The organism is Pseudomonas sp. 10B238, from assembly GCF_000970615.1.
Classification (GTDB): Bacteria; Pseudomonadota; Gammaproteobacteria; order Pseudomonadales; family Pseudomonadaceae; genus Stutzerimonas.
On the sequence record NZ_KQ033932.1, the window covers coordinates 168,423 to 187,105 of the forward strand.

The 18,683-nt window shown below is 60.6% G+C and carries 23 protein-coding genes; 12 read left to right on the top strand and 11 right to left on the bottom strand.

Going from position 1 to position 18,683, the window contains the following annotated elements:
- Window positions 1-10: 10 nt before the first annotated feature.
- Window positions 11-388, bottom strand: a complete 378-nt coding sequence (locus RT21_RS10900) for a tetratricopeptide repeat protein (protein WP_045429510.1) — start codon at window positions 386-388, stop codon at window positions 11-13.
- Between the two features lie 177 nt (window positions 389-565).
- Between RT21_RS10900 and pyk the strand changes: the two genes are divergently transcribed.
- A complete protein-coding gene (gene pyk / locus RT21_RS10905; protein ID WP_045429512.1) occupies window positions 566-2,017 on the top strand; it encodes a pyruvate kinase in 1,452 nt (483 codons plus the stop codon).
- 68 nt (window positions 2,018-2,085) lie between these two features.
- Here the strand turns inward: pyk and RT21_RS10910 are convergent, their stop codons facing one another.
- Window positions 2,086-3,027 carry an iron-sulfur-binding ferredoxin reductase gene (locus tag RT21_RS10910; RefSeq protein WP_046162767.1) on the bottom strand — a complete coding sequence of 314 codons (942 nt, stop codon included), beginning with the start codon at window positions 3,025-3,027 and terminating at the stop codon, window positions 2,086-2,088.
- Window positions 3,020-4,150, bottom strand: coding sequence for a GGDEF domain-containing protein (locus RT21_RS10915; protein WP_045429517.1), 1,131 nt, complete (start codon window positions 4,148-4,150; stop codon window positions 3,020-3,022). The genes RT21_RS10910 and RT21_RS10915 overlap by 8 nt, the downstream gene beginning before the upstream one ends.
- A gap of 327 nt (window positions 4,151-4,477) precedes the next feature.
- Here RT21_RS10915 and RT21_RS10925 point away from each other — a divergent pair, with 327 nt between their 5' ends.
- Window positions 4,478-6,001 carry a fumarate hydratase gene (locus RT21_RS10925; RefSeq protein WP_045429523.1) on the top strand — a complete coding sequence of 508 codons (1,524 nt, stop codon included), beginning with the start codon at window positions 4,478-4,480 and terminating at the stop codon, window positions 5,999-6,001.
- Between the two features lie 79 nt (window positions 6,002-6,080).
- On the opposite strand, the gene RT21_RS10930 is transcribed toward RT21_RS10925, so the two are convergent.
- The 4 genes from RT21_RS10930 to RT21_RS10945 all read right to left on the bottom strand — a co-directional run bounded on the left by RT21_RS10930 (window position 6,081) and on the right by RT21_RS10945 (window position 9,288).
- Complete coding sequence (locus tag RT21_RS10930; RefSeq protein ID WP_045429526.1) at window positions 6,081-6,305, bottom strand: VF530 family protein; 225 nt, start codon at window positions 6,303-6,305, stop codon at window positions 6,081-6,083.
- Between the two features lie 82 nt (window positions 6,306-6,387).
- A complete protein-coding gene (locus RT21_RS10935; RefSeq protein WP_177327086.1) occupies window positions 6,388-6,972 on the bottom strand; it encodes a DJ-1/PfpI family protein in 585 nt (194 codons plus the stop codon).
- A 51-nt stretch (window positions 6,973-7,023) separates the two neighbouring features.
- Window positions 7,024-8,184 carry a phospholipase D-like domain-containing protein gene (locus tag RT21_RS10940; protein ID WP_046162769.1) on the bottom strand — a complete coding sequence of 387 codons (1,161 nt, stop codon included), beginning with the start codon at window positions 8,182-8,184 and terminating at the stop codon, window positions 7,024-7,026.
- A gap of 204 nt (window positions 8,185-8,388) precedes the next feature.
- On the bottom strand, window positions 8,389-9,288 hold the full coding sequence (locus tag RT21_RS10945) for an acyl-CoA dehydrogenase (RefSeq protein WP_046162770.1): 900 nt from the start codon (window positions 9,286-9,288) through the stop codon (window positions 8,389-8,391).
- 186 nt (window positions 9,289-9,474) lie between these two features.
- Between RT21_RS10945 and olsB the strand changes: the two genes are divergently transcribed.
- From olsB to RT21_RS10960, 3 genes are read left to right on the top strand one after another with little or no spacing between them, the layout of a single operon-like run.
- Complete coding sequence (gene olsB, locus RT21_RS10950) at window positions 9,475-10,221, top strand: L-ornithine N(alpha)-acyltransferase (protein ID WP_046162771.1); 747 nt, start codon at window positions 9,475-9,477, stop codon at window positions 10,219-10,221.
- Window positions 10,222-10,998: a lysophospholipid acyltransferase family protein gene (locus RT21_RS10955; protein WP_046162772.1), complete on the top strand. Its 777-nt coding sequence runs from the start codon at window positions 10,222-10,224 to the stop codon at window positions 10,996-10,998. It abuts the gene before it with no gap.
- 39 nt (window positions 10,999-11,037) lie between these two features.
- On the top strand, window positions 11,038-11,610 hold the full coding sequence (locus tag RT21_RS10960; RefSeq protein ID WP_046162773.1) for an acyl carrier protein phosphodiesterase: 573 nt from the start codon (window positions 11,038-11,040) through the stop codon (window positions 11,608-11,610).
- A gap of 34 nt (window positions 11,611-11,644) precedes the next feature.
- Here the strand turns inward: RT21_RS10960 and RT21_RS10965 are convergent, their stop codons facing one another.
- Window positions 11,645-12,097, bottom strand: coding sequence for a flavodoxin (locus tag RT21_RS10965; RefSeq protein WP_046162774.1), 453 nt, complete (start codon window positions 12,095-12,097; stop codon window positions 11,645-11,647).
- A 233-nt stretch (window positions 12,098-12,330) separates the two neighbouring features.
- Between RT21_RS10965 and RT21_RS10970 the strand changes: the two genes are divergently transcribed.
- The 3 genes from RT21_RS10970 to folX all read left to right on the top strand — a co-directional run bounded on the left by RT21_RS10970 (window position 12,331) and on the right by folX (window position 14,218).
- Window positions 12,331-12,978, top strand: a complete 648-nt coding sequence (locus RT21_RS10970; RefSeq protein ID WP_046162775.1) for a PilZ domain-containing protein — start codon at window positions 12,331-12,333, stop codon at window positions 12,976-12,978.
- A 138-nt stretch (window positions 12,979-13,116) separates the two neighbouring features.
- The gene (gene folM / locus RT21_RS10975) at window positions 13,117-13,827 is read left to right on the top strand and encodes a dihydromonapterin reductase (RefSeq protein WP_046162776.1); all 711 of its coding nucleotides are present in this window, start codon (window positions 13,117-13,119) and stop codon (window positions 13,825-13,827) included.
- Window positions 13,828-13,843: 16 nt separating this feature from the next.
- The gene (gene folX, locus RT21_RS10980) at window positions 13,844-14,218 is read left to right on the top strand and encodes a dihydroneopterin triphosphate 2'-epimerase (protein WP_046162777.1); all 375 of its coding nucleotides are present in this window, start codon (window positions 13,844-13,846) and stop codon (window positions 14,216-14,218) included.
- A gap of 10 nt (window positions 14,219-14,228) precedes the next feature.
- Here folX and RT21_RS10985 read toward each other — a convergent pair whose 3' ends face one another.
- Window positions 14,229-14,600 (bottom strand): sensory rhodopsin transducer, encoded by a 372-nt coding sequence (locus tag RT21_RS10985; RefSeq protein ID WP_196766685.1) that lies wholly within the window; start codon window positions 14,598-14,600, stop codon window positions 14,229-14,231.
- Window positions 14,601-14,748: 148 nt separating this feature from the next.
- Here RT21_RS10985 and RT21_RS10990 point away from each other — a divergent pair, with 148 nt between their 5' ends.
- The 4 genes from RT21_RS10990 to RT21_RS11005 all read left to right on the top strand — a co-directional run bounded on the left by RT21_RS10990 (window position 14,749) and on the right by RT21_RS11005 (window position 16,801).
- Complete coding sequence (locus RT21_RS10990) at window positions 14,749-15,042, top strand: DUF1244 domain-containing protein (protein ID WP_045432104.1); 294 nt, start codon at window positions 14,749-14,751, stop codon at window positions 15,040-15,042.
- On the top strand, window positions 15,039-15,398 hold the full coding sequence (locus RT21_RS10995) for a HopJ type III effector protein (protein WP_045429560.1): 360 nt from the start codon (window positions 15,039-15,041) through the stop codon (window positions 15,396-15,398). The genes RT21_RS10990 and RT21_RS10995 overlap by 4 nt, the downstream gene beginning before the upstream one ends.
- Before the next feature lie 211 nt (window positions 15,399-15,609).
- Window positions 15,610-16,368, top strand: coding sequence for a sulfate transporter CysZ (cysZ, locus tag RT21_RS11000; RefSeq protein ID WP_046162779.1), 759 nt, complete (start codon window positions 15,610-15,612; stop codon window positions 16,366-16,368).
- A gap of 16 nt (window positions 16,369-16,384) precedes the next feature.
- Window positions 16,385-16,801 carry a flavodoxin family protein gene (locus RT21_RS11005; RefSeq protein ID WP_256203887.1) on the top strand — a complete coding sequence of 139 codons (417 nt, stop codon included), beginning with the start codon at window positions 16,385-16,387 and terminating at the stop codon, window positions 16,799-16,801.
- Between the two features lie 62 nt (window positions 16,802-16,863).
- Here the strand turns inward: RT21_RS11005 and RT21_RS11010 are convergent, their stop codons facing one another.
- Window positions 16,864-17,973 (bottom strand): NADH:flavin oxidoreductase, encoded by a 1,110-nt coding sequence (locus RT21_RS11010; protein WP_046162781.1) that lies wholly within the window; start codon window positions 17,971-17,973, stop codon window positions 16,864-16,866.
- A 60-nt stretch (window positions 17,974-18,033) separates the two neighbouring features.
- Entirely contained in the window at window positions 18,034-18,630 is a 597-nt protein-coding gene (locus tag RT21_RS11015; protein ID WP_082082152.1) for a TetR/AcrR family transcriptional regulator, read from the bottom strand.
- Window positions 18,631-18,683: the final 53 nt, after the last annotated feature.

The following is an 18,683-nucleotide window of genomic DNA, read 5'->3' on the forward strand; positions in this document are numbered from 1 at the left end:
CGGCCTTGTGTCAGGGTTTGACGGCGTGGATCACCACCCGTTCCTCCGGCTGATAGTGCCCCAACTGACGCAGCGTCTCCAGCCTGGCACGACTGCGAAAGGCGTATTCGCTGGCTGGATAGCGCGACTGAATGAATTGATAGGTCTGTGCCGCGTCGACAAACAGGCCCTGACGCTCCAGGCACTGACCGCGCAACAGCGATATTTCCGGTTGCAGATTATCCCGTGGTCGACTGCGCCGCTCGGCCTGGGAGAGTTCGAGCATGACTTTGTCGCAATCACCCAACTCGTATTGCGTATAGGCCGCGTCGAGATGGCGATCAAGGGCATTTCTGCTGCTGCAGCCTACGCTGAGGGTGGCCAGAACAAGGATAAACAGGGTGCGCATGGGTGACTCCTCCAATGCCGAATTATCGACCGTCGTTGCGAAAACTGCAGTCCATCCGTCCAGCTAAATGTCCATTGCGCGCCTCTCCAAGCTCTGCCGAAAGAGTAGTGCAGCCCAACGATGACTACAGCCGCCCGGCATAGTAGCCTCGCGGCCATTCTGAAAAAGGAGCATTGAATGACTTCGCGCCGTACCAAAATCGTCGCCACGCTGGGTCCAGCCAGCAGTTCACCTGAGGTGCTGGAAAAAATGATCGTCGCCGGGCTCGATGTGGCCCGCCTGAACTTTTCCCACGGGACGCCAGATGAGCACCGCGCCCGGGCGCAGCTGGTACGGGATATCGCCGCGAAGCATGGTCGCTTCGTTGCGCTGCTGGGTGACCTGCAAGGACCGAAGATCCGTATCGCCAAGTTTGCCAACAAGCGCATCGAACTGGCCGAAGGCGACAGCTTTCGCTTCTCCGTCACCCACCCCCGCGATGCTGGCACCCAGGAAGTGGTCGGCATCGATTATCCGGATCTGGTGAAGGACTGCAGTGTTGGCGACGAACTGCTGCTGGACGACGGTCGCGTGGTCATGCGCGTGGACAGCAGCACAGCAGATGAGCTGCACTGCACCGTACTGATTGGCGGGCCGCTGTCTGACAACAAGGGCATTAACCGTCGCGGTGGCGGCCTGACCGCGCCGGCATTGACTGCCAAGGACAAGGCCGACATCAAGCTGGCAGCCGACATGAACTTGGACTATCTCGCCGTCTCTTTCCCGCGTGACGCGGCTGACATGGAACTGGCTCGGCGGTTGCGTGACGAAGCCGGCTCGAGCGCCTGGCTGATCGCCAAGATCGAGCGCGCCGAAGCCGTGGCCGATGACGAAGCGCTGGATGGTCTGATCCGTGCAAGTGACGGCGTGATGGTCGCGCGTGGCGACCTTGGTGTGGAAATCGGTGATGCCGAGTTGGTGGGCATCCAGAAAAAGATCATTCTGCACGCGCGCCGCAACAATAAGCTGGTGATCACCGCGACCCAGATGATGGAGTCGATGATCCAGAACCCAATGCCGACCCGCGCCGAAGTGTCCGATGTAGCCAATGCCGTGCTCGACTACACCGACGCGGTGATGCTTTCAGCTGAAAGCGCCGCTGGCGAGTATCCGGTCGAAGCGATCAAGGCCATGGCGCGGGTGTGTGTCGGTGCCGAGAAGCATCCGACCAGTACCAAATCCGGCCATCGCCTGGGTCAGCGCTTCGAGCGCAGCGACGAAAGCACTGCGCTGGCGGCCATGTACACGGCGAACCACTTCCCAGGGGTCAAGGCGATCATCAGCCTGACCGAAAGTGGCTACACCCCGTTGATCATGTCGCGGATTCGTTCGTCGGTACCGATCTTTGCCTTCTCGCCCCATCGCGAAACCCAGGCCCGAGTCGCCATGATCCGCGGCGTGCAAACCATCCCCTTCGACCCAGCTGCGCTACCGGCCGACAAGGTCAGCCAGTCGGCAGTGGACGAGCTACTCAAGCGCAACATCGTCAATGTTGGCGACTGGGTGATCCTGACCAAGGGCGACACCTATCACGGAACGGGTGGCACCAACACCATGAAAATCTTGCGTGTAGGCGATTCCCTGACCTGATCGGCGCGGCGCGCCAGGTACCGCCTGGCGCACCTTTTCCCTAGCGAGGTCAATGCCTCCGAACCCTTTTAAACTCCGGACTGACGCGTAAGAAAAGCGTCACTCAGTATCTGCCCCCGCGGCAATCCCGCCAGAAACATGCGCTTGGCGCAATCTTCGACAAAAGCCCTTCCACCACAGATCAGCGCAATCTCCTGGCGTGACGTGGCCTGCAGCGACTGAAGGCGGCTGCCTGCCTGCTCCCAATCGACGCATTCAACGCCCAGGTTGCCATTTAGCTCCGCAAGATTCTCAAGCGGTTCTCGCAGATAGGACCCGCCCCGGCAGAAGTGCAACAGCCTAATCGGCCCCTGGTGCCCTTGCTGCAGTGCTTCGCGCACTAAGCTCCAAAGCGGGGCAAGTCCCGTACCGGCAGCCAACAACAATAAAGGTCTCATCTGCCACTCGGGCTCGTAACGCAGCGCGCCCGTATGCAGTTGGCCCAGGCGCAGACTGTCTCCAACGGTCAAGGTGCGAGCGGAGTCGCAGAACGCACCGCTGTGCCGGCAATCGAGGTGAAACTCAAGCCAGTGCTCTTCCCAAGGCACGCTCGCCAGCGAATAGGGCCGGGCGACTCCATGGTTGCTCCACAACAGCACGTGCTGGCCTGGGTGGTAGCGCAGCGGCCGCTCGGGGATCAAGCGCAATCTCAGAACCCGATCATCTAGCCAGTCGAATCCTTCTACCCGTGCCGGAAGCCCCTCGCGCGCAGGATCGAACGTCGCTACATCGAGATTTCCGGTCACGCTGCACTGGCACGCGAGCCTCCAACCTTCCGATCGCCGGGCCGAGTCGAGTGCCTGCGGACGTGCATCCTGCGGTTCGCCCTCCAGGCAGCGCACCAGGCAGGCATGGCAACTGCCCGCACGGCAACTGAACGGCACGTTCAAGCCGGCATCATTGAGCGCATCGAGCAGATTGCTGCCCTCCGCCACTCGCCAGGTCCGCCCACCGTGGGTGATCTCAGGCATTCACCGTCGCCCAGCTGGTCTCGCACCGATTCCGACCGTTGCCCTTGGCCCGGTAAAGCGCGTCGTCGGCACGCTGCAGGGATTCGTCCAGATCATCGCCTTCATGAAGCAGAGTCAAACCAACGGAAAGGCTCAAATGACCGGCCTGCATATTTCCTTCCGGCGGCTGGGCATTGGCGAAGGCCTCGCGCAAGCGTTCGCAACAGGCGCGGAATTGCTCGGCATCGGTGTTCGGCAACAACAGAACGAACTCTTCGCCCCCGTAGCGGGCGAGTATGTCGTCGTCTCGCAGGCAGGAGCGCGCCACGGACGCAAAGGTTTGCAAAACACGATCGCCCACCGCGTGCCCGTGCAGATCGTTGATCCGTTTGAAGTAGTCGAGGTCGATCAGGGCCAGGCCAGACTGATGCCCCGCCCGCAGCCGGCTCAGCTCGGCTTCCGCCTTACGCAGGAAATGCCGACGGTTGTAGAGACCCGTCAGCTCATCGGTCGAGGCCAGGTCTTCCAGCTGTCGCATCATGCCGCGCAGCGTTTCTTGATGCGCCTGCAGCGCAAAGCGGCGCTGACGCATGCGTTGACGCAACCTGTAGACATAGCCGACGAACAAGCACATCCAGACCAGAGTCACCAGCAATACGCCGGTTTGCAGAAGTGCCGTCTGCGGGTCGTTCAGGTAGCCCATTTGCGCGTCGAAGAACACCATTCCGACGAAGCTGAACAGTGCCAACAGGGCGTAACGGAGGAAGTTTTTCGGTGGCAGAAACACCGCGAACATCAGCACCAGTACGTACAGCACCAGCAGCGATCCACGGTTGTCGCCGAGATTGAACAGAAAGAAGGTCAGCCAGACCAGGGCAACCAGCACCTGTGGCTCGGTCAGGCTGGGGTCGCGAAAGCGCAGGTTATGGCCTCGATAGAAGACCCAGAAAAAGGTCAACTGGCTGGCCGCAATCATCACTGACCCCGCGATTGCTGTCTCGACCGGCGCCTGATAGAAGCCGGCAGCCACAGTGATCCAGGTAAGCAGCAGCGCCAGACCGTAGGTGGCGGCCGCCATGCCGAAGCGCTTGGTCACCAATAACTGCAGCGCTTGCTGTTCGCTCTCGTCACGACTAGCGCGCATGGAATCCTTCCCATAGTGGCAATTCGTCACACTTTACGCCGGCCCTTGTAAAAAACCTATACGCAGTTGTGTCGGGCAAGCGAACTATCATCTTAAACAGGGCCGTCTTTAGTGCGCTCGCGCCAATGCGGAGCCGATGCCTCAGCCCTTCGCGCAACGCCAAGTCGCAGGCAGCTTCATACCAGTTACCCCTGTGCATCCCTTCACCTTTGGTCCGTCTGTGTTCGCTGCTCTACGGCAGGTTATACTGCCGCGCATTTTTTACCTGAGCGTGTCGGTCGTTGTTTCGATACGCGCTGTTTCCGCCCCGCCAAGAGGACGCGCTGCATGACCGTGATCAAGCAAGACGACCTGATACAAAGCGTTGCTGACGCTTTGCAGTTCATCTCCTACTACCACCCCGTCGACTTTATCCAGGCGATGCACGAGGCCTACCTGCGTGAAGAGTCACCGGCAGCCCGTGACTCCATGGCGCAGATCCTGATCAATTCGCGGATGTGCGCCACCGGACACCGCCCGATCTGCCAGGACACCGGCATCGTTACCGTATTCGTGCGCGTGGGTATGGACGTACGCTGGGACGACGCCAGCATGAGCCTGGACGACATGATCAATGAAGGCGTCCGCCGTGCTTACAACCTGCCGGAGAACGTTCTGCGGGCTTCGATCCTCGCCGACCCCGCAGGTTCCCGTAAGAACACGAAAGACAACACGCCGGCGGTCATCCACTACTCCATCGTTCCCGGCGACAAGGTCGAAGTAGACGTAGCGGCCAAGGGTGGCGGTTCGGAAAACAAGTCGAAGATGGCCATGCTCAACCCGTCCGACTCGATCGTCGACTGGGTGCTGAAGACCGTGCCGACCATGGGTGCCGGCTGGTGCCCGCCGGGCATGCTTGGCATTGGCATCGGCGGCACCGCGGAGAAAGCCGCAGTGATGGCCAAAGAAGTGCTGATGGAATCCATCGACATCCACGAACTGAAGGCCCGCGGCCCGCAGAACCGCATCGAAGAGCTGCGTCTGGAGCTGTTCGAGAAGGTCAACCAACTGGGTATCGGTGCGCAGGGCCTCGGCGGCCTGACTACCGTGCTCGACGTCAAGATCATGGATTACCCGACGCACGCGGCCTCACTACCGGTGTGCATGATCCCCAACTGCGCTGCCACACGCCACGCCCACTTCGTGCTCGACGGCTCCGGCCCGGCCGAACTGACCCCGCCACCGCTCGACGCCTATCCGGAAATCGTCTGGGAAGCCGGCCCGAGCGCGCGTCGCGTCAACCTCGACACCATCACACCGGAAGAAGTGCAGAGCTGGAAGCCAGGCGAAACCGTTCTGCTCAACGGCAAGATGCTCACCGGTCGCGACGCCGCGCACAAGCGCATGGTCGACATGCTGAACAAAGGCGAAGAGTTGCCGGTGGACCTCAAGGGCCGCTTCATCTATTACGTAGGTCCGGTCGATCCGGTCGGTGACGAAGTGGTTGGCCCAGCCGGCCCGACCACCGCAACGCGCATGGACAAGTTCACCCGTCAGATTCTGGAAAGCACCGGCCTGCTGGGCATGATCGGCAAGTCCGAGCGCGGCCCAATCGCCATCGAAGCGATCAAGGACAACAAGGCCGTCTACCTGATGGCCGTCGGCGGTGCGGCTTATCTGGTGGCGCAGGCGATCAAGAAGTCCAAGGTGCTGGCGTTCGCCGAACTGGGCATGGAAGCGATCTACGAGTTCGAAGTGAAAGACATGCCGGTCACCGTCGCGGTCGATACCAACGGCGAATCAGTGCACATCACCGGGCCGGCGATCTGGCAGAAGAAGATCGCGGAAAACCTGGCTGTAGAGGTGCAATAACCGATTACGCCAATAAAAAAGCCCGGCTCATTGCCGGGCTTTTTGCTTACAGGACGCCAGTTGCAGCGCAGATCATCAACTAATCACGCCGGCTCCGGCGCAGCTGAACGAACAACCCCTCCACCTTCGCCCGCGCCCATGGCGTCTTGCGCAGAAACGTCAAACTCGACTTGATACTGGGGTCGCTCTTGAAGCAGCGGATATCGACCCGCTCCGCCAGCCCTTCCCAGCCATAGTGAGCTTGCAGCTCGACGAGTATCGACTCCAGCGTCACGCCATGGAGCGGGTCTTGGGGTTGGGACATTGCGGCCTCGGAGCTTGAGCAGGCAGCGCCTGCGGGTGAATAAAAAGGCCCGCCGGAGCGGGCCTTCGAACGGAGCGGCATATTACAGGCTGATGCGGGTCCCGAGCAGCTCGAGGAATGCTGCCAGCCAAGCGGGGTGCGCCGGCCACGCCGGAGCGGTCACGAGATTGCCCTCGGTATGCGCCTCGTCGACACCGATATCAACGAATTCACCACCGGCCAGCCGAACCTCCGGCGCGCAGGCGGGATAAGCGCTACATGCACGCCCTCGCAGCACATCAGCGGCAGCCAGCAACTGAGCGCCGTGGCATACCGCGGCAATCGGCTTTTTCGCCTCACCAAATGCTTTCACCAGTTTTATCACCTGCTCGTTGAGCCGCAGGTACTCAGGCGAGCGGCCTCCCGGCACCACCAATGCGTCATAGTCCTCGGCGCGCACCTCGGCGAAATCGAAGTTCAGCGCAAAATTATGGCCGGGCTTTTCGCTATAGGTCTGGTCGCCTTCAAAATCGTGGATTGCTGTGCGCACGGTGTCGCCAGCCTTCTTGTCCGGGCAGACCGCATGCACGGTATGACCGACCATCTGCAGGGCCTGAAACGGCACCATGGTTTCGTAATCTTCGACGTAGTCACCGACCAGCATCAGAATTTTCTTCGCAGCCATCAGAACGCTCTCCCTTTTCAGTTGGACACTTTATAAACGGCTCGGCCTGTGCCGTCAGCCGCTTCGGTTGAAGATATTGATCACGAGCCGGTCGAGCAGGCCCCACAGTCGTTGGTACATCCGCAGGTAAAGGGGGCGTGCGTGCCACTGATCCAGGTCGATCTCGAGGCTCTGATTGAAGTCGTGCTCGAAGCTCTTGGCAACGTCGGCGCTTAGCTGCGAGTCGACTGCTTCCAGGTTCGCCTCAAGATTCCAGCGCAGATTCCAATGATCGAAATTGCACGAGCCGACACTCACCCAGTCATCGACCAACACGAGTTTCAGGTGCAGAAAGTGTGGCTGATATTCATGAATCCGCACGCCTGCGCGAAGCAATCTTGGATAGAAACGCTGCCCGGCATAGCGCACGGACGGATGGTCGGTGTTGCGGCTGGTCAGTAGCAGTCGAACCTCGACGCCGCGGCGAGCCGCGCGCATCAGCTCCCGCCGGACCTTGCCCGTCGGCAGAAAATACGGAGTGGCCAGCCAGATACGCCGCTCGGCCCTTCGCAGATTGCGCAATAGGCTGTGGAGAATGTCTCGATGCTGACGCGCAGCGGAATAGGCCACTCGCCCTGCTCCATCAAGCGCATCGGGCGCGGCGGGTATCTTCGGCAGCTGCCGAGGCAACGGCAGCTGCCAGATCCGGCGCTTGAGGCACAGGGTCCATTGCACATCGAACAGGCGCTGCCAGTCCTCCATCACCGGCCCGCTGATTTCCACCATCGCCTCGTGCCAATGCTCGTCCGGCTTGTCCGGGTTCCAGAACTCGTCAGTCGCACCGGCGCCGCCAACAAAACAGCACAGGTCATCAATCAGGATCAGCTTGCGGTGATCGCGATGAAGGTTGCGGAATTTGAGCTTTAGCTTGAGCGGGTTGTATTGGCGCAGGTCGACCCCTGCGTCGAGCAGCCGCTGACGCGTCTTCTGCCCGAGTTTCAAGCAACCGAAGCCATCGAACAGGCAGCGCACGCGTACACCACGACCGGCTGCGGCAATCAGCGTGTCGACGAGCCGATCCGTACAGAGCCCGTCCTCGACCAGATAAAGCTCGATATCCACACGCTGCTGCGCAGTATCGATACGCTGCAATATCTGTGGAAAAAATTGTGGTCCGTCGAGCAGCAACCGAAAACGATTACCTTCGCGCCATGGAAATACCTCGCCGGCGAGCATCACGCTTGCACGCCTCGGGCCGACCACGCGGGGAAGCAACTACCGATACAGCTGGAAGACATTGAAATCCTTGTCCGGTGAACGCTCAGGCACGGAATGTGCCTCGTCAGGATCAGCGGCTCCTGTCGTAAGCCGTGATGGCACGCCTGTTATAGGTTCGCGCCGCCGTGCAGAGTTCCCGCCTCGGTGGCTTTATCGCAGCGTTCAGTCCCGGTCACGCTGAGGCGTCAGTGCGAAAGCCGCTGCCTTGTCCAGCCGCTTGGCCTGTGCCTGGCGCGCCAACTGCAATATGCCGCGATCGCGCTGCCATAGCTTGGCCCAATGGCCCGGACCTTCATCGAGGGCCGTATCCAGGGCAGGTAAGGTTGCGGCCCATTGTGCATCGAGCGCAGCCAGCAACAGCTGTGTCGAAAGGTCAGCGGGCGGCAGACGCGATACTTCGGCTGCAGCCGCCAGCAGACCGATCAATCTGAGCTGCAGCGCCTGCGGCCATGCGCACTCCAAGGCGATTCCATACAACCAGCTGACCATGGCGACGAGCACGTACAGGTCTTCCAGCGTGCGAAACGGCTTGACGTAGTCGTCCCAGCCGTCACCCGCCAACCGCTGACATGGCACCCGCTCGAGGCGCAAGCGCCCATGCACGATATCCGGTACCAGCGGCAGCGGCGGCATGTCCTCGATAGTCACGCCCCGATCACCGCAACCCACCACGCACAGGCTGAGCCTTGCCGGCTCGCCTGGCGCCTCGTCTCGTGCCGGAACCAACAACCAGGCCGCCGCCGATCCAGCAATGACGAAGTCCTTGCTGCCGGTAAGCGTCAATCTATCCAGCCGAGTCTGCATATCCGCCGGACGCAGCTTGCGCTGCTCGGTCGCGCATAGCGCACCGATACCCGCTGGCGCCGACGGCCAGAGCCGCCGCAACGCGGCCTGATAGCCGACCAGAAACGCCAGACCAGGCGTGGCGGCTTGACGGCCGCCGCGCACCGCCAACTCGAACGGGTCACCGCCTCCATCGGCCTGTACCTCGCAAAACCAATCGTCCAGCGCCGCAGGCTGTGGCAAGCGTTCAATCGGACCAAGCACGGTGTGCCAAGACATCGGTTCTCTCCAGCAGATTCGCTTGGTTCTGGGGGCTTGAATGCCGTCATCCAAGCATCACGGATCCGTAACAACCGTGACACCGCCCCTGCCTAGCCTCTGGCATCACGGACTGACGGAACGCCAACCATAACAACCATGCGCTCCGGATGCATTGCCACTGCCAGGCTGACCAGGAGATCGAGCATGACCACCATTGCCTTCCCCCGCGTGACGCGACAACTGCAGGCGGTACGCCTGCTCGGCGACGATGCATTACGTGAGGCTCAGGCGCTGCGTTATCAGGTATTCAACGGCGAGTATGGCGCTCAGATGCAGGGCAGCGAGGCCGGTTTGGACAGCGATGAGTTTGACGCTTACTGCAGCCATATCGGTGTACGCGACTCAGGCAGCGGGGAGCTTGTCGCAACCACGCGCCTGCTCGATAACCAGACGGCGCGTGGATTGGGACGGTTCTACAGCGAAAACGAATTCAACCTACAAGGCCTGGCGAAACTTGAAGGGCCGATCCTGGAGATTGGCCGGACCTGCGTTCATCCGGCCTACCGCAACGGCGCGACCATCGCCGTGCTCTGGGCGGAACTGGCTGAAGTGCTCAACCAAGGTGGCTATCGATATCTCATGGGCTGCGCCAGCATTCCAATGCGCGACGGCGGCGTCCAGGCTCAGGCCATCATGCAGCGACTGCGCGAACGTCATCTTTCGACGGAGCTGCTACACGCATGCCCTAAAAACCCGCTACCAGCGCTCGCGTTGCCCGACAACGTCATCGCTGAGACTCCTGCGCTGCTCAAGGCCTACATGCGACTGGGCGCAAAGATCTGCGGTGAGCCTTGCTGGGATCCAGATTTTCAGGTCGCAGACCTCTTCATTCTCCTCAAGCGCGACGAGCTGTGCCCGCGTTACGCCCGGCACTTCAAGGCAGCGGTCTGAATGCGCAGGATCAGGCTGTATTTTCGTCTCATGAGATTGGCCATGGTGATTCTCTACGGCCTGCTACTAGCCTGCAGTCTGAAACTGCGCACGGTGCTGGGCTTTAATCCCGCTCAAGCTGCGCGTCAGCAGCTGTGCCGTTCGTTTCTGGGGCGGCTCGCAGCGGCATTGCCATTTCAGGTTCGTGTGACAGGCGATTTGCCAGATAAGCCGATGTTGTGGGTCGCCAACCACCTATCGTGGACCGACATCCCCCTGCTGGGCCTGCTGCAACCGATGACCTTCCTCGCCAAAGCCGAGATCCGTAATTGGCCGGTGATTGGCTGGCTAACAACCGAGGCTGGAACCCGCTTCATCCAGCGCGGCGGTAGCGACAGTACGTTGCTCAGCCAGCAGATGAGCGGGGAACTGGGGCAAGGAAGCAGCGTGCTGATTTTCCCCGAGGGCACCACAACCGATGGCACTTCGCTGCGCACATTCCACTCAAGACTGCTGGCCTGTGCGATCGATACGGGTGTGCCGGTACAGCCCGTTGCGATTCGATATCTGCGCAACGGCGCTATCGATCCGATAGCCCCCTTTATCGGCGACGATGATCTGCTTTCACATCTGTTTCGGCTACTGGCGGAAGATACAGCCGTGGTGGAAATCCAGCTGCTGGCCCCGCTATCCAGCCATGACACGCAACGTAACCCACTCGCCCGTCGTTGCCACAATGCGATCGCCGAAGCGCTGTACGGTCCTTCGCAGCTGATGCCGATCGCCAACGCAGCCTGATGCAAGCTGAGCGCAAGCAAGCGCTGCTAGACTCGCCTCATGAACTATCTTGCGCACCTTCATCTCGGCGGCGAGCGGCCCGGGCAGCTGCTCGGCAGTCTCTATGGCGACTTCGTCAAAGGGCCCTTACAGGACCGGTGGCCAGCCGATATCGAAGCGGGCATTCGCCTGCACCGACAGATCGATGTATTTACCGATAGCCACCCGATTGTCCTTCAAGCCAAGCAGCGCTTTCCCCGCGAGCGACGACGCTACGCAGGCATCTTGGTCGATCTTTTTTTCGATCATTGCCTGGCGGCGCATTGGCCCCACTACGCCGACGAGCCCCTTCAGCATTTCACCGCGCGGGTGTATCAGGTGTTGCTTGAGGAAGCCGAGCTCCCCGGCACGCTGGCGCTAATCGCGCCGCGCATGGCCGCTCAGGACTGGCTCGGCAGTTATCGGGAGTTTTCCGTGATGGAGCAGGTTGTGGCCGGCATGAGCCGGCGTTTGTCACGCCCCGAAGGGCTGCTCGGCGGTGTCGAGGAAATGGAACGGCTATATGAGCCGCTGCTGCAGGACTTCCAAGCGTTCTATCCGCACCTGCAAGCCTTCGCTCGCCGGGCAGACTGACCGCCGCCAGGCCACCGCCGGCCTTGCCTACCTATCAGCCACGCAGAGCTGCGGCAAAGCTTTCCAGCCAGGACTCGGCATCGGTCTCCGGCGTTACCGTTTCGCTGGCATCAAGGCGCAGCATTTCCTGTACTTCGCGTACGCCCAGCTCGGCGTACAACTCCCGAACCAACTCCCCGCCGCCGCAGAAGGTATCGCCATAGCTGGCGTCGCCCAGTGCGATCACCCCGCCTGGCAAGCCCTGCCAGGCCGGAAATTGATCACGAATCGCCGTGTAGAGCGGGACGAAACTGTCCGGTAGCTCGCCCATCCCAGTGGTGGCAGTCACCACCAGCAAGGCTTGCGGTCCGAAGTCCAGGACCTGCGCCAGCTGCGCGCGCGGATCATGCCAGGCGTCGAACCCCGCCGCCTTGAGTACCGTCGCAGCATGGCGGGCAACGTCTTCAGCTGTGCCATAGACGGTACCGGAGAGGATGGCCACTTTCATGATGAGCTCCGTTTTAGATTAAAGCCGAGCATTATGCCGCATCCGACACACTCATCCCGACCGAGCGGTTCTACACTTCAAAACGGTGCCGCCGCTAGGCGCAAGGGAATTACATCGGGCATGTGTTGTCGCAGTGCCGACGTGGTAAAGGATCTCGTAGAGATCTGTGCTGCACTCTGGAGCGATTAGGCATGGGCAGACGGGTCTGCCCTGACCTTGAGAGGGAAATCGGGATGCCTAGCAAAACTGATCTGACCAGTGCCGAACTGGCCTACATCAACGAACTTGTCAGTGGCTCGTCTGCAGAGCCGGGCGAAACGCGGGCGGGCTTTCGCGTAGACGGCGGAGAAAAGGCCAACGGCTTGCTCTTGCAACTGGCTGCGAAGGCCAACCTGACCCTCGAAGCGGAGCTCGAGGACTATTGCATGTCGTTCCCGCTGCAGCTGAAGCAGGATGAATTCCAGGCGGTGCAATTGCAGCTCGCGCCTCCGACCATCTATGAACGCGGACCGGTACTTCGCGCCTGGCGATTGCACTTGGACAAACCGCTGCCACTACTTTCCGACGATGGCAACGAAACCGCGCTGAGCGTGCATGAGTTGTCACCCAACGGCCTGCTGGTGGACGCCGGAGCCAAGCATCAGGCGCCCAAACATCTGCACATGCGCCTGGCATTGCCGGGCGAAGACTCGTTTCAGATCGACGCTCATCGGATCCGCCATGCCGAAGGTGGAATGACTGCCTACGAAGTCGAATATCCGCAGGACAAAGATGCCGAACGCATCCGCTCCTATCTGTACGAGCAGCATCAGCGTCTGCATCCCGAGCTGCAGCCAGAGCTTTCCACGCAGGCCACCTCCGACGCGCCCGAGACTCCTTAGCAGCACCGTAGATGCCCGCCCTTTCCACGCACGAAACGCCCGCAGAGTAGGGTCGTTGCGCACCCTGGTGTAAGCTGGCAAGGCACTGCTGCCTTGCACAGGCGGCGCGACTTTCCCCGCCCCACTCGGTATTCCAGCATGACCCAGCCGACGGCCCCGATACTGATTACCGGTGCCAGCCAGCGCATCGGCCTGCATTGCGCCGAACGCTTGCTTGATGAAGGCCAGCCGGTAATCGTGAGCTACCGCACCCCTCGCGCAAGTCTGGCTCGGCTTCGTGAGCGCGGCGCGGTGACTTTGCATGCCGATTTTTCCGCTGCAGCGGGCATCCACGCCTTTATCGCTGTACTCAAGGAGCACACCAGCGCCCTACGCGCGATCGTTCACAACGCATCGGACTGGCACCCAGAGACGCCGGGTGAAGAGGCTGAAACATTCCAGCGCATGTTCGAGGTGCACATGCTTGCGCCTTATCTGATCAACCTTCACTGCACTGAACTGCTGCAGCATGGCGGTCCGGCAGACATCATCCACATCGGTGATGACGTCACTCGCGTCGGCAGCAAAAAGCACATCGCTTATGCAGCCAGCAAAGCCGGTTTGGACAACCTCACGCTGTCGTTTGCAGCCAGACTGGCGCCGGCGATCAAGGTCAATGGCATCGCGCCTGCCTTGATACAGTTCAACGAAGGCGATGACGAGGTCTACCAGCGCAAGGCGCTTGCCAAATCCGCCCTTGGCATCGAGCCTGGCGCCGAGGTGATCTACCAGAGCCTGCGCTACCTGCTGGATAATCCCTATGTCACCGGCACCACGCTGAGCGTTAACGGTGGCCGCCACCTGATCTGATACGCGAAGGAACCCCATGCCCCGATTGGAACCTGCCATGGCGCGCATCCGCGTCAAAGACCTGCGCCTACGTACCTTCATCGGTATCAAGGAAGAGGAAATCCTCAACAAGCAGGATGTCCTGATCAATCTGACGATGCTTTATCCTGCGGCCGAGGCCGTGCGTGACAACGACATCGGCCATGCACTGAACTACCGAACCATCACCAAGGCGATCATCCAACACGTCGAGGACAACCGTTTCGCCCTGCTCGAACGGCTCACCCAGGAAATCCTTGACCTGGTAATGGCGCATCCGCAAGTTAGTTACGCCGAAGTCGAAGTGGACAAGCCACACGCTCTGCGCTTTGCCGAGTCAGTATCGATTACCCTCGCCGCGCATCGGGACTAATTTTCGCGCGTCAATCGCTGCCATAGGCCAGGGTCGTCATCAGCGCACGGTCACCACTGCGTGCGTCCAGCCGAGTGTGCTGAATGACCACCGGTACGTTGGAAATGAATACGCTGGCATAGTCAGTCTCACGCGGCACTGCCTGGGGCGTCTGCAGGTCATCGAAACGGAGATGCAAGGTTCGCCGCGCGGGGACCCGTATCGCGTACGGCCCGACCGGCTCACGGTCAGCGAAGTACAGCGTCAGCTCAATCACCGCCTCCAACGGGCCAGCGTTCAAAATGCACGCCGTCTCATGGCTGCGCAGCGCTGGCTCATCGGGTTTCGGCCCCAACGCCGGTAGGTACCCTTCGGCAATCACCCAGTGTTTTTTCCCAATCACATCCAGTCTCCTCGACAGCTGGATGACCGGCCGGCCATCCTGTTTAGCGGAGGCGGTCCAAGCCGCTAAAGTTCCCCGCCGCTATCTGGCCCACGGCCTGCGTCGAGGTTATGATCCCGCCGAAGTCTGCAACGCCGAGACCCTTGAAATGAATGAACAAGAACGCACCGAACTCGAAGCCGCCGCTTTCCGCCGCCTGGTCCAGCACCTGCGCAGCCGCCCGGACGCACAAAACATCGACCTGATGAACCTGGCTGGCTTCTGTCGTAACTGCCTGTCGAAATGGTACAAGGCCGCCGCAGATGACCTTGATATCGAAGTCAGCCTCGACGAGGCTCGCGAAGAGGTCTATGGCATGCCATACGCAGATTGGAAGAAACGCTATCAGAAGGACGCAACGCCAGAGCAACAGGCTGCGTTCGACAAGGCCCAGAAACCATGAGTAGCCTTAGGGACTTTCGCGCCAGTCTGCGCAACCGAAACCACCCATTCAGCGAGACGCTGGCATTCATCGCCAGCGCCTATGACTACCAGCCAACCCGCTTTTTCAATGGCAACGTTGAAAACGCTGCCGGGCAGAACGAGGGCTCGTGCAAGACGTTGGGGCTGGCCGTACTGGAAGGCTTCACCACAGAAGAAGCCTTGCTTGCGTTCGGGGAGCACTATCAGTCAGTGCTGGAGAACCCCAGTGGATCCGACCACTTGAACATCCGCGCCCTGATGGATACCGGACTCCCGGGGGTGCGCTTTGATCAGCAGCCGCTGAGGCGCAAACCGGTGAATTTCGAAGAGAAATAAAAAAGGGCCGGCCAGGCACTTGGGGAAGGCTTGAAGCGGACGGCCCTGAAAACCAAAAGGAGATTTCGGGGCTAGCCTAAAAGCCAAGCGCAACGCTGGCTATTGCATAAAGCCGATCGGCCTAATAGTCCAGACCTATCGATTGTGATGCCGCTTTTCCCACCCCAATAAAGCCGGTAAGGTCCGGACCGTCCTTTCCGGAGTATCGTCAATGCCCGTCGCTGCCCTATCCGGCCCCCAATACCTACGTGAAGGTCTGAAGCTTATTCTTAGTCCCGGCCTCAGACTGTTCGTCATTCTGCCGCTGACGGTCAATCTGTTGCTGTTCTGCGGCCTGATCTATCTGGCGGTGCGCCAGTTCGGCGGTTGGGTAGACGCCTTCATGCCTAACCTCCCCGAGTGGTTAATGTTCCTCGAATACATCATCTGGCCGCTGTTTGTAGTGCTGGTGGTGCTGATCGTGTTCTTCACCTTCACCATGCTCGCCAACATCGTTGCCGCCCCCTTCAATGGCTTTCTCGCCGAAAAGGTGGAAACCGTGGCACGCGGAGTCGATAGCGCCCCGCCGTTCAGCTGGAGCGAGCTGCTGGCCATGTTGCCGCGAACCATCGGACGTGAGGCACGCAAACTGGCGTACTTCGCACCCCGTGCGCTGGTGTTACTGATCCTGTCATTCATTCCGGTGGTCAATCTGGTCGCAGCGCCACTCTGGCTTCTGTTTGGCGTCTGGATGATGGCGGTGCAGTACATCGATTATCCAGCGGACAACAACAAGCTGAGCTGGGACGAAATGATGGTCTGGCTGCGCCAGCGCCGCTGGAAAAGCCTGAGTCTCGGCGCGGTGACCTACGCAGCATTGCTGATTCCTTTCGTCAATCTCCTGATCATGCCGGCAGCCGTGGCAGCCGCAACGCTGTTCTGGGTGCGCGAGGGCGGCAAATCGACAATGCCTACCGTGATCGATCCGTGAACTGCGAGACGTTGAGGTGTCTGAAAAGTTGCTTGCAGCGGACATCCTGATTCTCGGCACGCCGATCTGGCTTGGCCATCCATCCAGCGTTTGTCAGCGCGTGCTGGAGCGCCTGGACGCGTTCATTGGTGAAGTGGACGACGAGCAGCGGATGGTCTCGTACGGGCGCGTTGCTTGCGTCGCTGTGGTGGGTAACGAGGATGGCGCCCATCATGTGGTTGCCAGTCTCTATCAGGGGCTGAATGACGTAGGCTTCACCATCCCTGCCAACGGCTGCACCTATTGGGTCGGACCGGCGATGGGGTCGACGGATTACAAGGATGTGGAAGATCCGGGCGAGAAGATCAGCAAGACCAACGCGATGTTGGCGCGCAACGCCGTGCACCTGGCCAAGCTACTAAAGCAGGCCGGTTATCCTGGTGCCTCGCAATAACGATGCGCAAAAAGAAGCCATCCCAAGGATGGCTTCTCTGCAGCTAGAGATTGCGTCGCGCGTCAGGCCAGCGTTTTCAGCGCTTCACGACTAAAGGGCAGAATGTCCTGCATACGCCCTTCTTTCACCTTCAACGCCCAGTCCGGATCGCAAATCAGTGCGCGTCCTACCGCCACCAAATCGAACTCCTGCTTGTTCAGGCGCTCGAGTAACCCCTCGATGTTGGCTGGCTGCGCCACCTTGTCAGTCTTGACCATGAACTGCAGGAACTCTCCATCGAGCCCCACGCTGCCGACGGTAATGGTGGGCTTGCCAGTCAGCTGACGGGTCCAGCCAGCGAGGTTTAGGTCGGAACCTTCGAACTCCGGCTCCCAGAATCGGCGAGTCGAGCAATGGAAGATGTCCACACCCGCCGCAGAAAGCGGCTCGAGGAATTCGCCAAGCGCTTCCGGCGTGGTGACCAGGCGCGCTGAGTAGTCCTGCTGCTTCCACTGAGAAAAGCGGAAAATGATCGGAAAGTCCGGTCCTACCGCCGCGCGTACTGCCTCGATCAGCTCGATGGCGAAGCGGGAGCGATTGACCAGGCTCCCACCGTACTCGTCGGTGCGCTGGTTGCTGCCCTCCCAGAAGAACTGGTCAACCAAGTAGCCGTGCGCGCCGTGGATCTCGACACCATCCATGCCTATGGCCTGGGCATCCTTGGCAGCCTGGGCGAACGCTGCGATCACGTCCTGAATATCCTGTTTGGTCATGCCGTGCACCACGACTTGGCCATCTTTCACCTTCTCCATCGGACCGTAACCCGGCACTTCCGGCTCCGGCTCGATTCCCTTGTGACGAACATTGCCCACGTGCCACAACTGCGGAACGATCTTGCCACCGGCCGCGTGCACGGCCTCGACCACCGCTTTCCAGCCGGCCAGCGGGGCTTCGCCGTAGAAGCGCGGCACTTGCGGATAGCCATTGGAGGCCTTGTGGCCGACCGTGGTGCCCTCGGTGATGATCAACCCCACACCCGACGCGGCACGACGGCGGTAGTACTCGACGACGTCCGCGGTTGGCACACCGTTAGGAGAGAAGGAACGGGTCATCGGCGCCATCACGACACGCGTCGGCAGTTGCAAGCTACCGAGTTGGAAGGGTTGGAACAGGGCATTCACGGCTGCAGTCATTGCTGTCTCCTCTGGCTTGAAGCAAAAGCGACCGGTCGTCTCGCCGATCGCCACAAAAAATCAGCGGGGCGTCAGCAGACGCTCCAGCTGGGTCAGAAATATCTTCAACGGCGTGACACTGCGGCCAACCTTCATGCGCAACAAGGCGCCCTCCCAGGCATTGCCGATGAATTCAGCCAGCGCTAGGCAATCGGTATCGGCATCAAGCTCGCTGGCCGCGCAAGCCTGTTCGAGGCAGTCGGCGAGCACCCTGACCGAACGCAGCAAAATCGCCTCGACTTGCTGACCGATGGGCTGTGACAGTTCAGCCATCTCGAAGCTCAGGCTGCCGATGAAACAATGATATTCCGGGCATTCCTGCCGAGCGAAGTGCGCAATGAGGTCTGCGTAATAACCCAGAATGCGCGCCCGAGGGCTCAGCGGAGACTCGAGTAGCGCCGCCTGATAGCGCTCCAGCCGAGGCAGGTAGAGATGCTCCAGCGCCTGCAAGGCAAAGTCTTCTTTGCTGGCGAAGTAGTGATAGAAGGAGCCTTTGGGAATCCCGGCAGCCTGGACGATTTCCAGCACGCCGGTGCCGTGGTAGCCACGACGGGTCATCACCTGCGCCCCCTTGGCCAGGATCAGGTCACGCTTGTCGTTGCGGGCTTGATTGCTCATGGCGCCGAGGATATGACCGGTCGTCTAGACCGACCACCATCATCCACGACACT

Bases quoted from the DNA above. Each gene is read 5' to 3' on its own strand.
- RT21_RS10915 (WP_045429517.1), bottom strand. From the start codon at position 4,150: ATGCGCGCTAGTCGTGACGAGAGCGAACAGCAAGCGCTGCAGTTATTG.
- RT21_RS10900 (WP_045429510.1), bottom strand. From the start codon at position 388: ATGCGCACCCTGTTTATCCTTGTTCTGGCCACCCTCAGCGTAGGCTGC.
- RT21_RS10930 (WP_045429526.1), bottom strand. From the start codon at position 6,305: ATGTCCCAACCCCAAGACCCGCTCCATGGCGTGACGCTGGAGTCGATA.
- RT21_RS10960 (WP_046162773.1), top strand. From the start codon at position 11,038: ATGAACTATCTTGCGCACCTTCATCTCGGCGGCGAGCGGCCCGGGCAG.
- cysZ (WP_046162779.1), top strand. From the start codon at position 15,610: ATGCCCGTCGCTGCCCTATCCGGCCCCCAATACCTACGTGAAGGTCTG.
- RT21_RS10910 (WP_046162767.1), bottom strand. From the start codon at position 3,027: ATGCCTGAGATCACCCACGGTGGGCGGACCTGGCGAGTGGCGGAGGGC.
- folM (WP_046162776.1), top strand. From the start codon at position 13,117: ATGACCCAGCCGACGGCCCCGATACTGATTACCGGTGCCAGCCAGCGC.
- folX (WP_046162777.1), top strand. From the start codon at position 13,844: ATGCCCCGATTGGAACCTGCCATGGCGCGCATCCGCGTCAAAGACCTG.
- RT21_RS10955 (WP_046162772.1), top strand. From the start codon at position 10,222: ATGCGCAGGATCAGGCTGTATTTTCGTCTCATGAGATTGGCCATGGTG.
- RT21_RS10965 (WP_046162774.1), bottom strand. From the start codon at position 12,097: ATGAAAGTGGCCATCCTCTCCGGTACCGTCTATGGCACAGCTGAAGAC.
- RT21_RS10990 (WP_045432104.1), top strand. From the start codon at position 14,749: ATGAATGAACAAGAACGCACCGAACTCGAAGCCGCCGCTTTCCGCCGC.
- RT21_RS10970 (WP_046162775.1), top strand. From the start codon at position 12,331: ATGCCTAGCAAAACTGATCTGACCAGTGCCGAACTGGCCTACATCAAC.
- RT21_RS10925 (WP_045429523.1), top strand. From the start codon at position 4,478: ATGACCGTGATCAAGCAAGACGACCTGATACAAAGCGTTGCTGACGCT.
- RT21_RS10940 (WP_046162769.1), bottom strand. From the start codon at position 8,184: ATGCTCGCCGGCGAGGTATTTCCATGGCGCGAAGGTAATCGTTTTCGG.
- pyk (WP_045429512.1), top strand. From the start codon at position 566: ATGACTTCGCGCCGTACCAAAATCGTCGCCACGCTGGGTCCAGCCAGC.
- RT21_RS10945 (WP_046162770.1), bottom strand. From the start codon at position 9,288: ATGTCTTGGCACACCGTGCTTGGTCCGATTGAACGCTTGCCACAGCCT.
- RT21_RS11010 (WP_046162781.1), bottom strand. From the start codon at position 17,973: ATGACTGCAGCCGTGAATGCCCTGTTCCAACCCTTCCAACTCGGTAGC.
- RT21_RS10995 (WP_045429560.1), top strand. From the start codon at position 15,039: ATGAGTAGCCTTAGGGACTTTCGCGCCAGTCTGCGCAACCGAAACCAC.
- olsB (WP_046162771.1), top strand. From the start codon at position 9,475: ATGACCACCATTGCCTTCCCCCGCGTGACGCGACAACTGCAGGCGGTA.
- RT21_RS11015 (WP_082082152.1), bottom strand. From the start codon at position 18,630: ATGAGCAATCAAGCCCGCAACGACAAGCGTGACCTGATCCTGGCCAAG.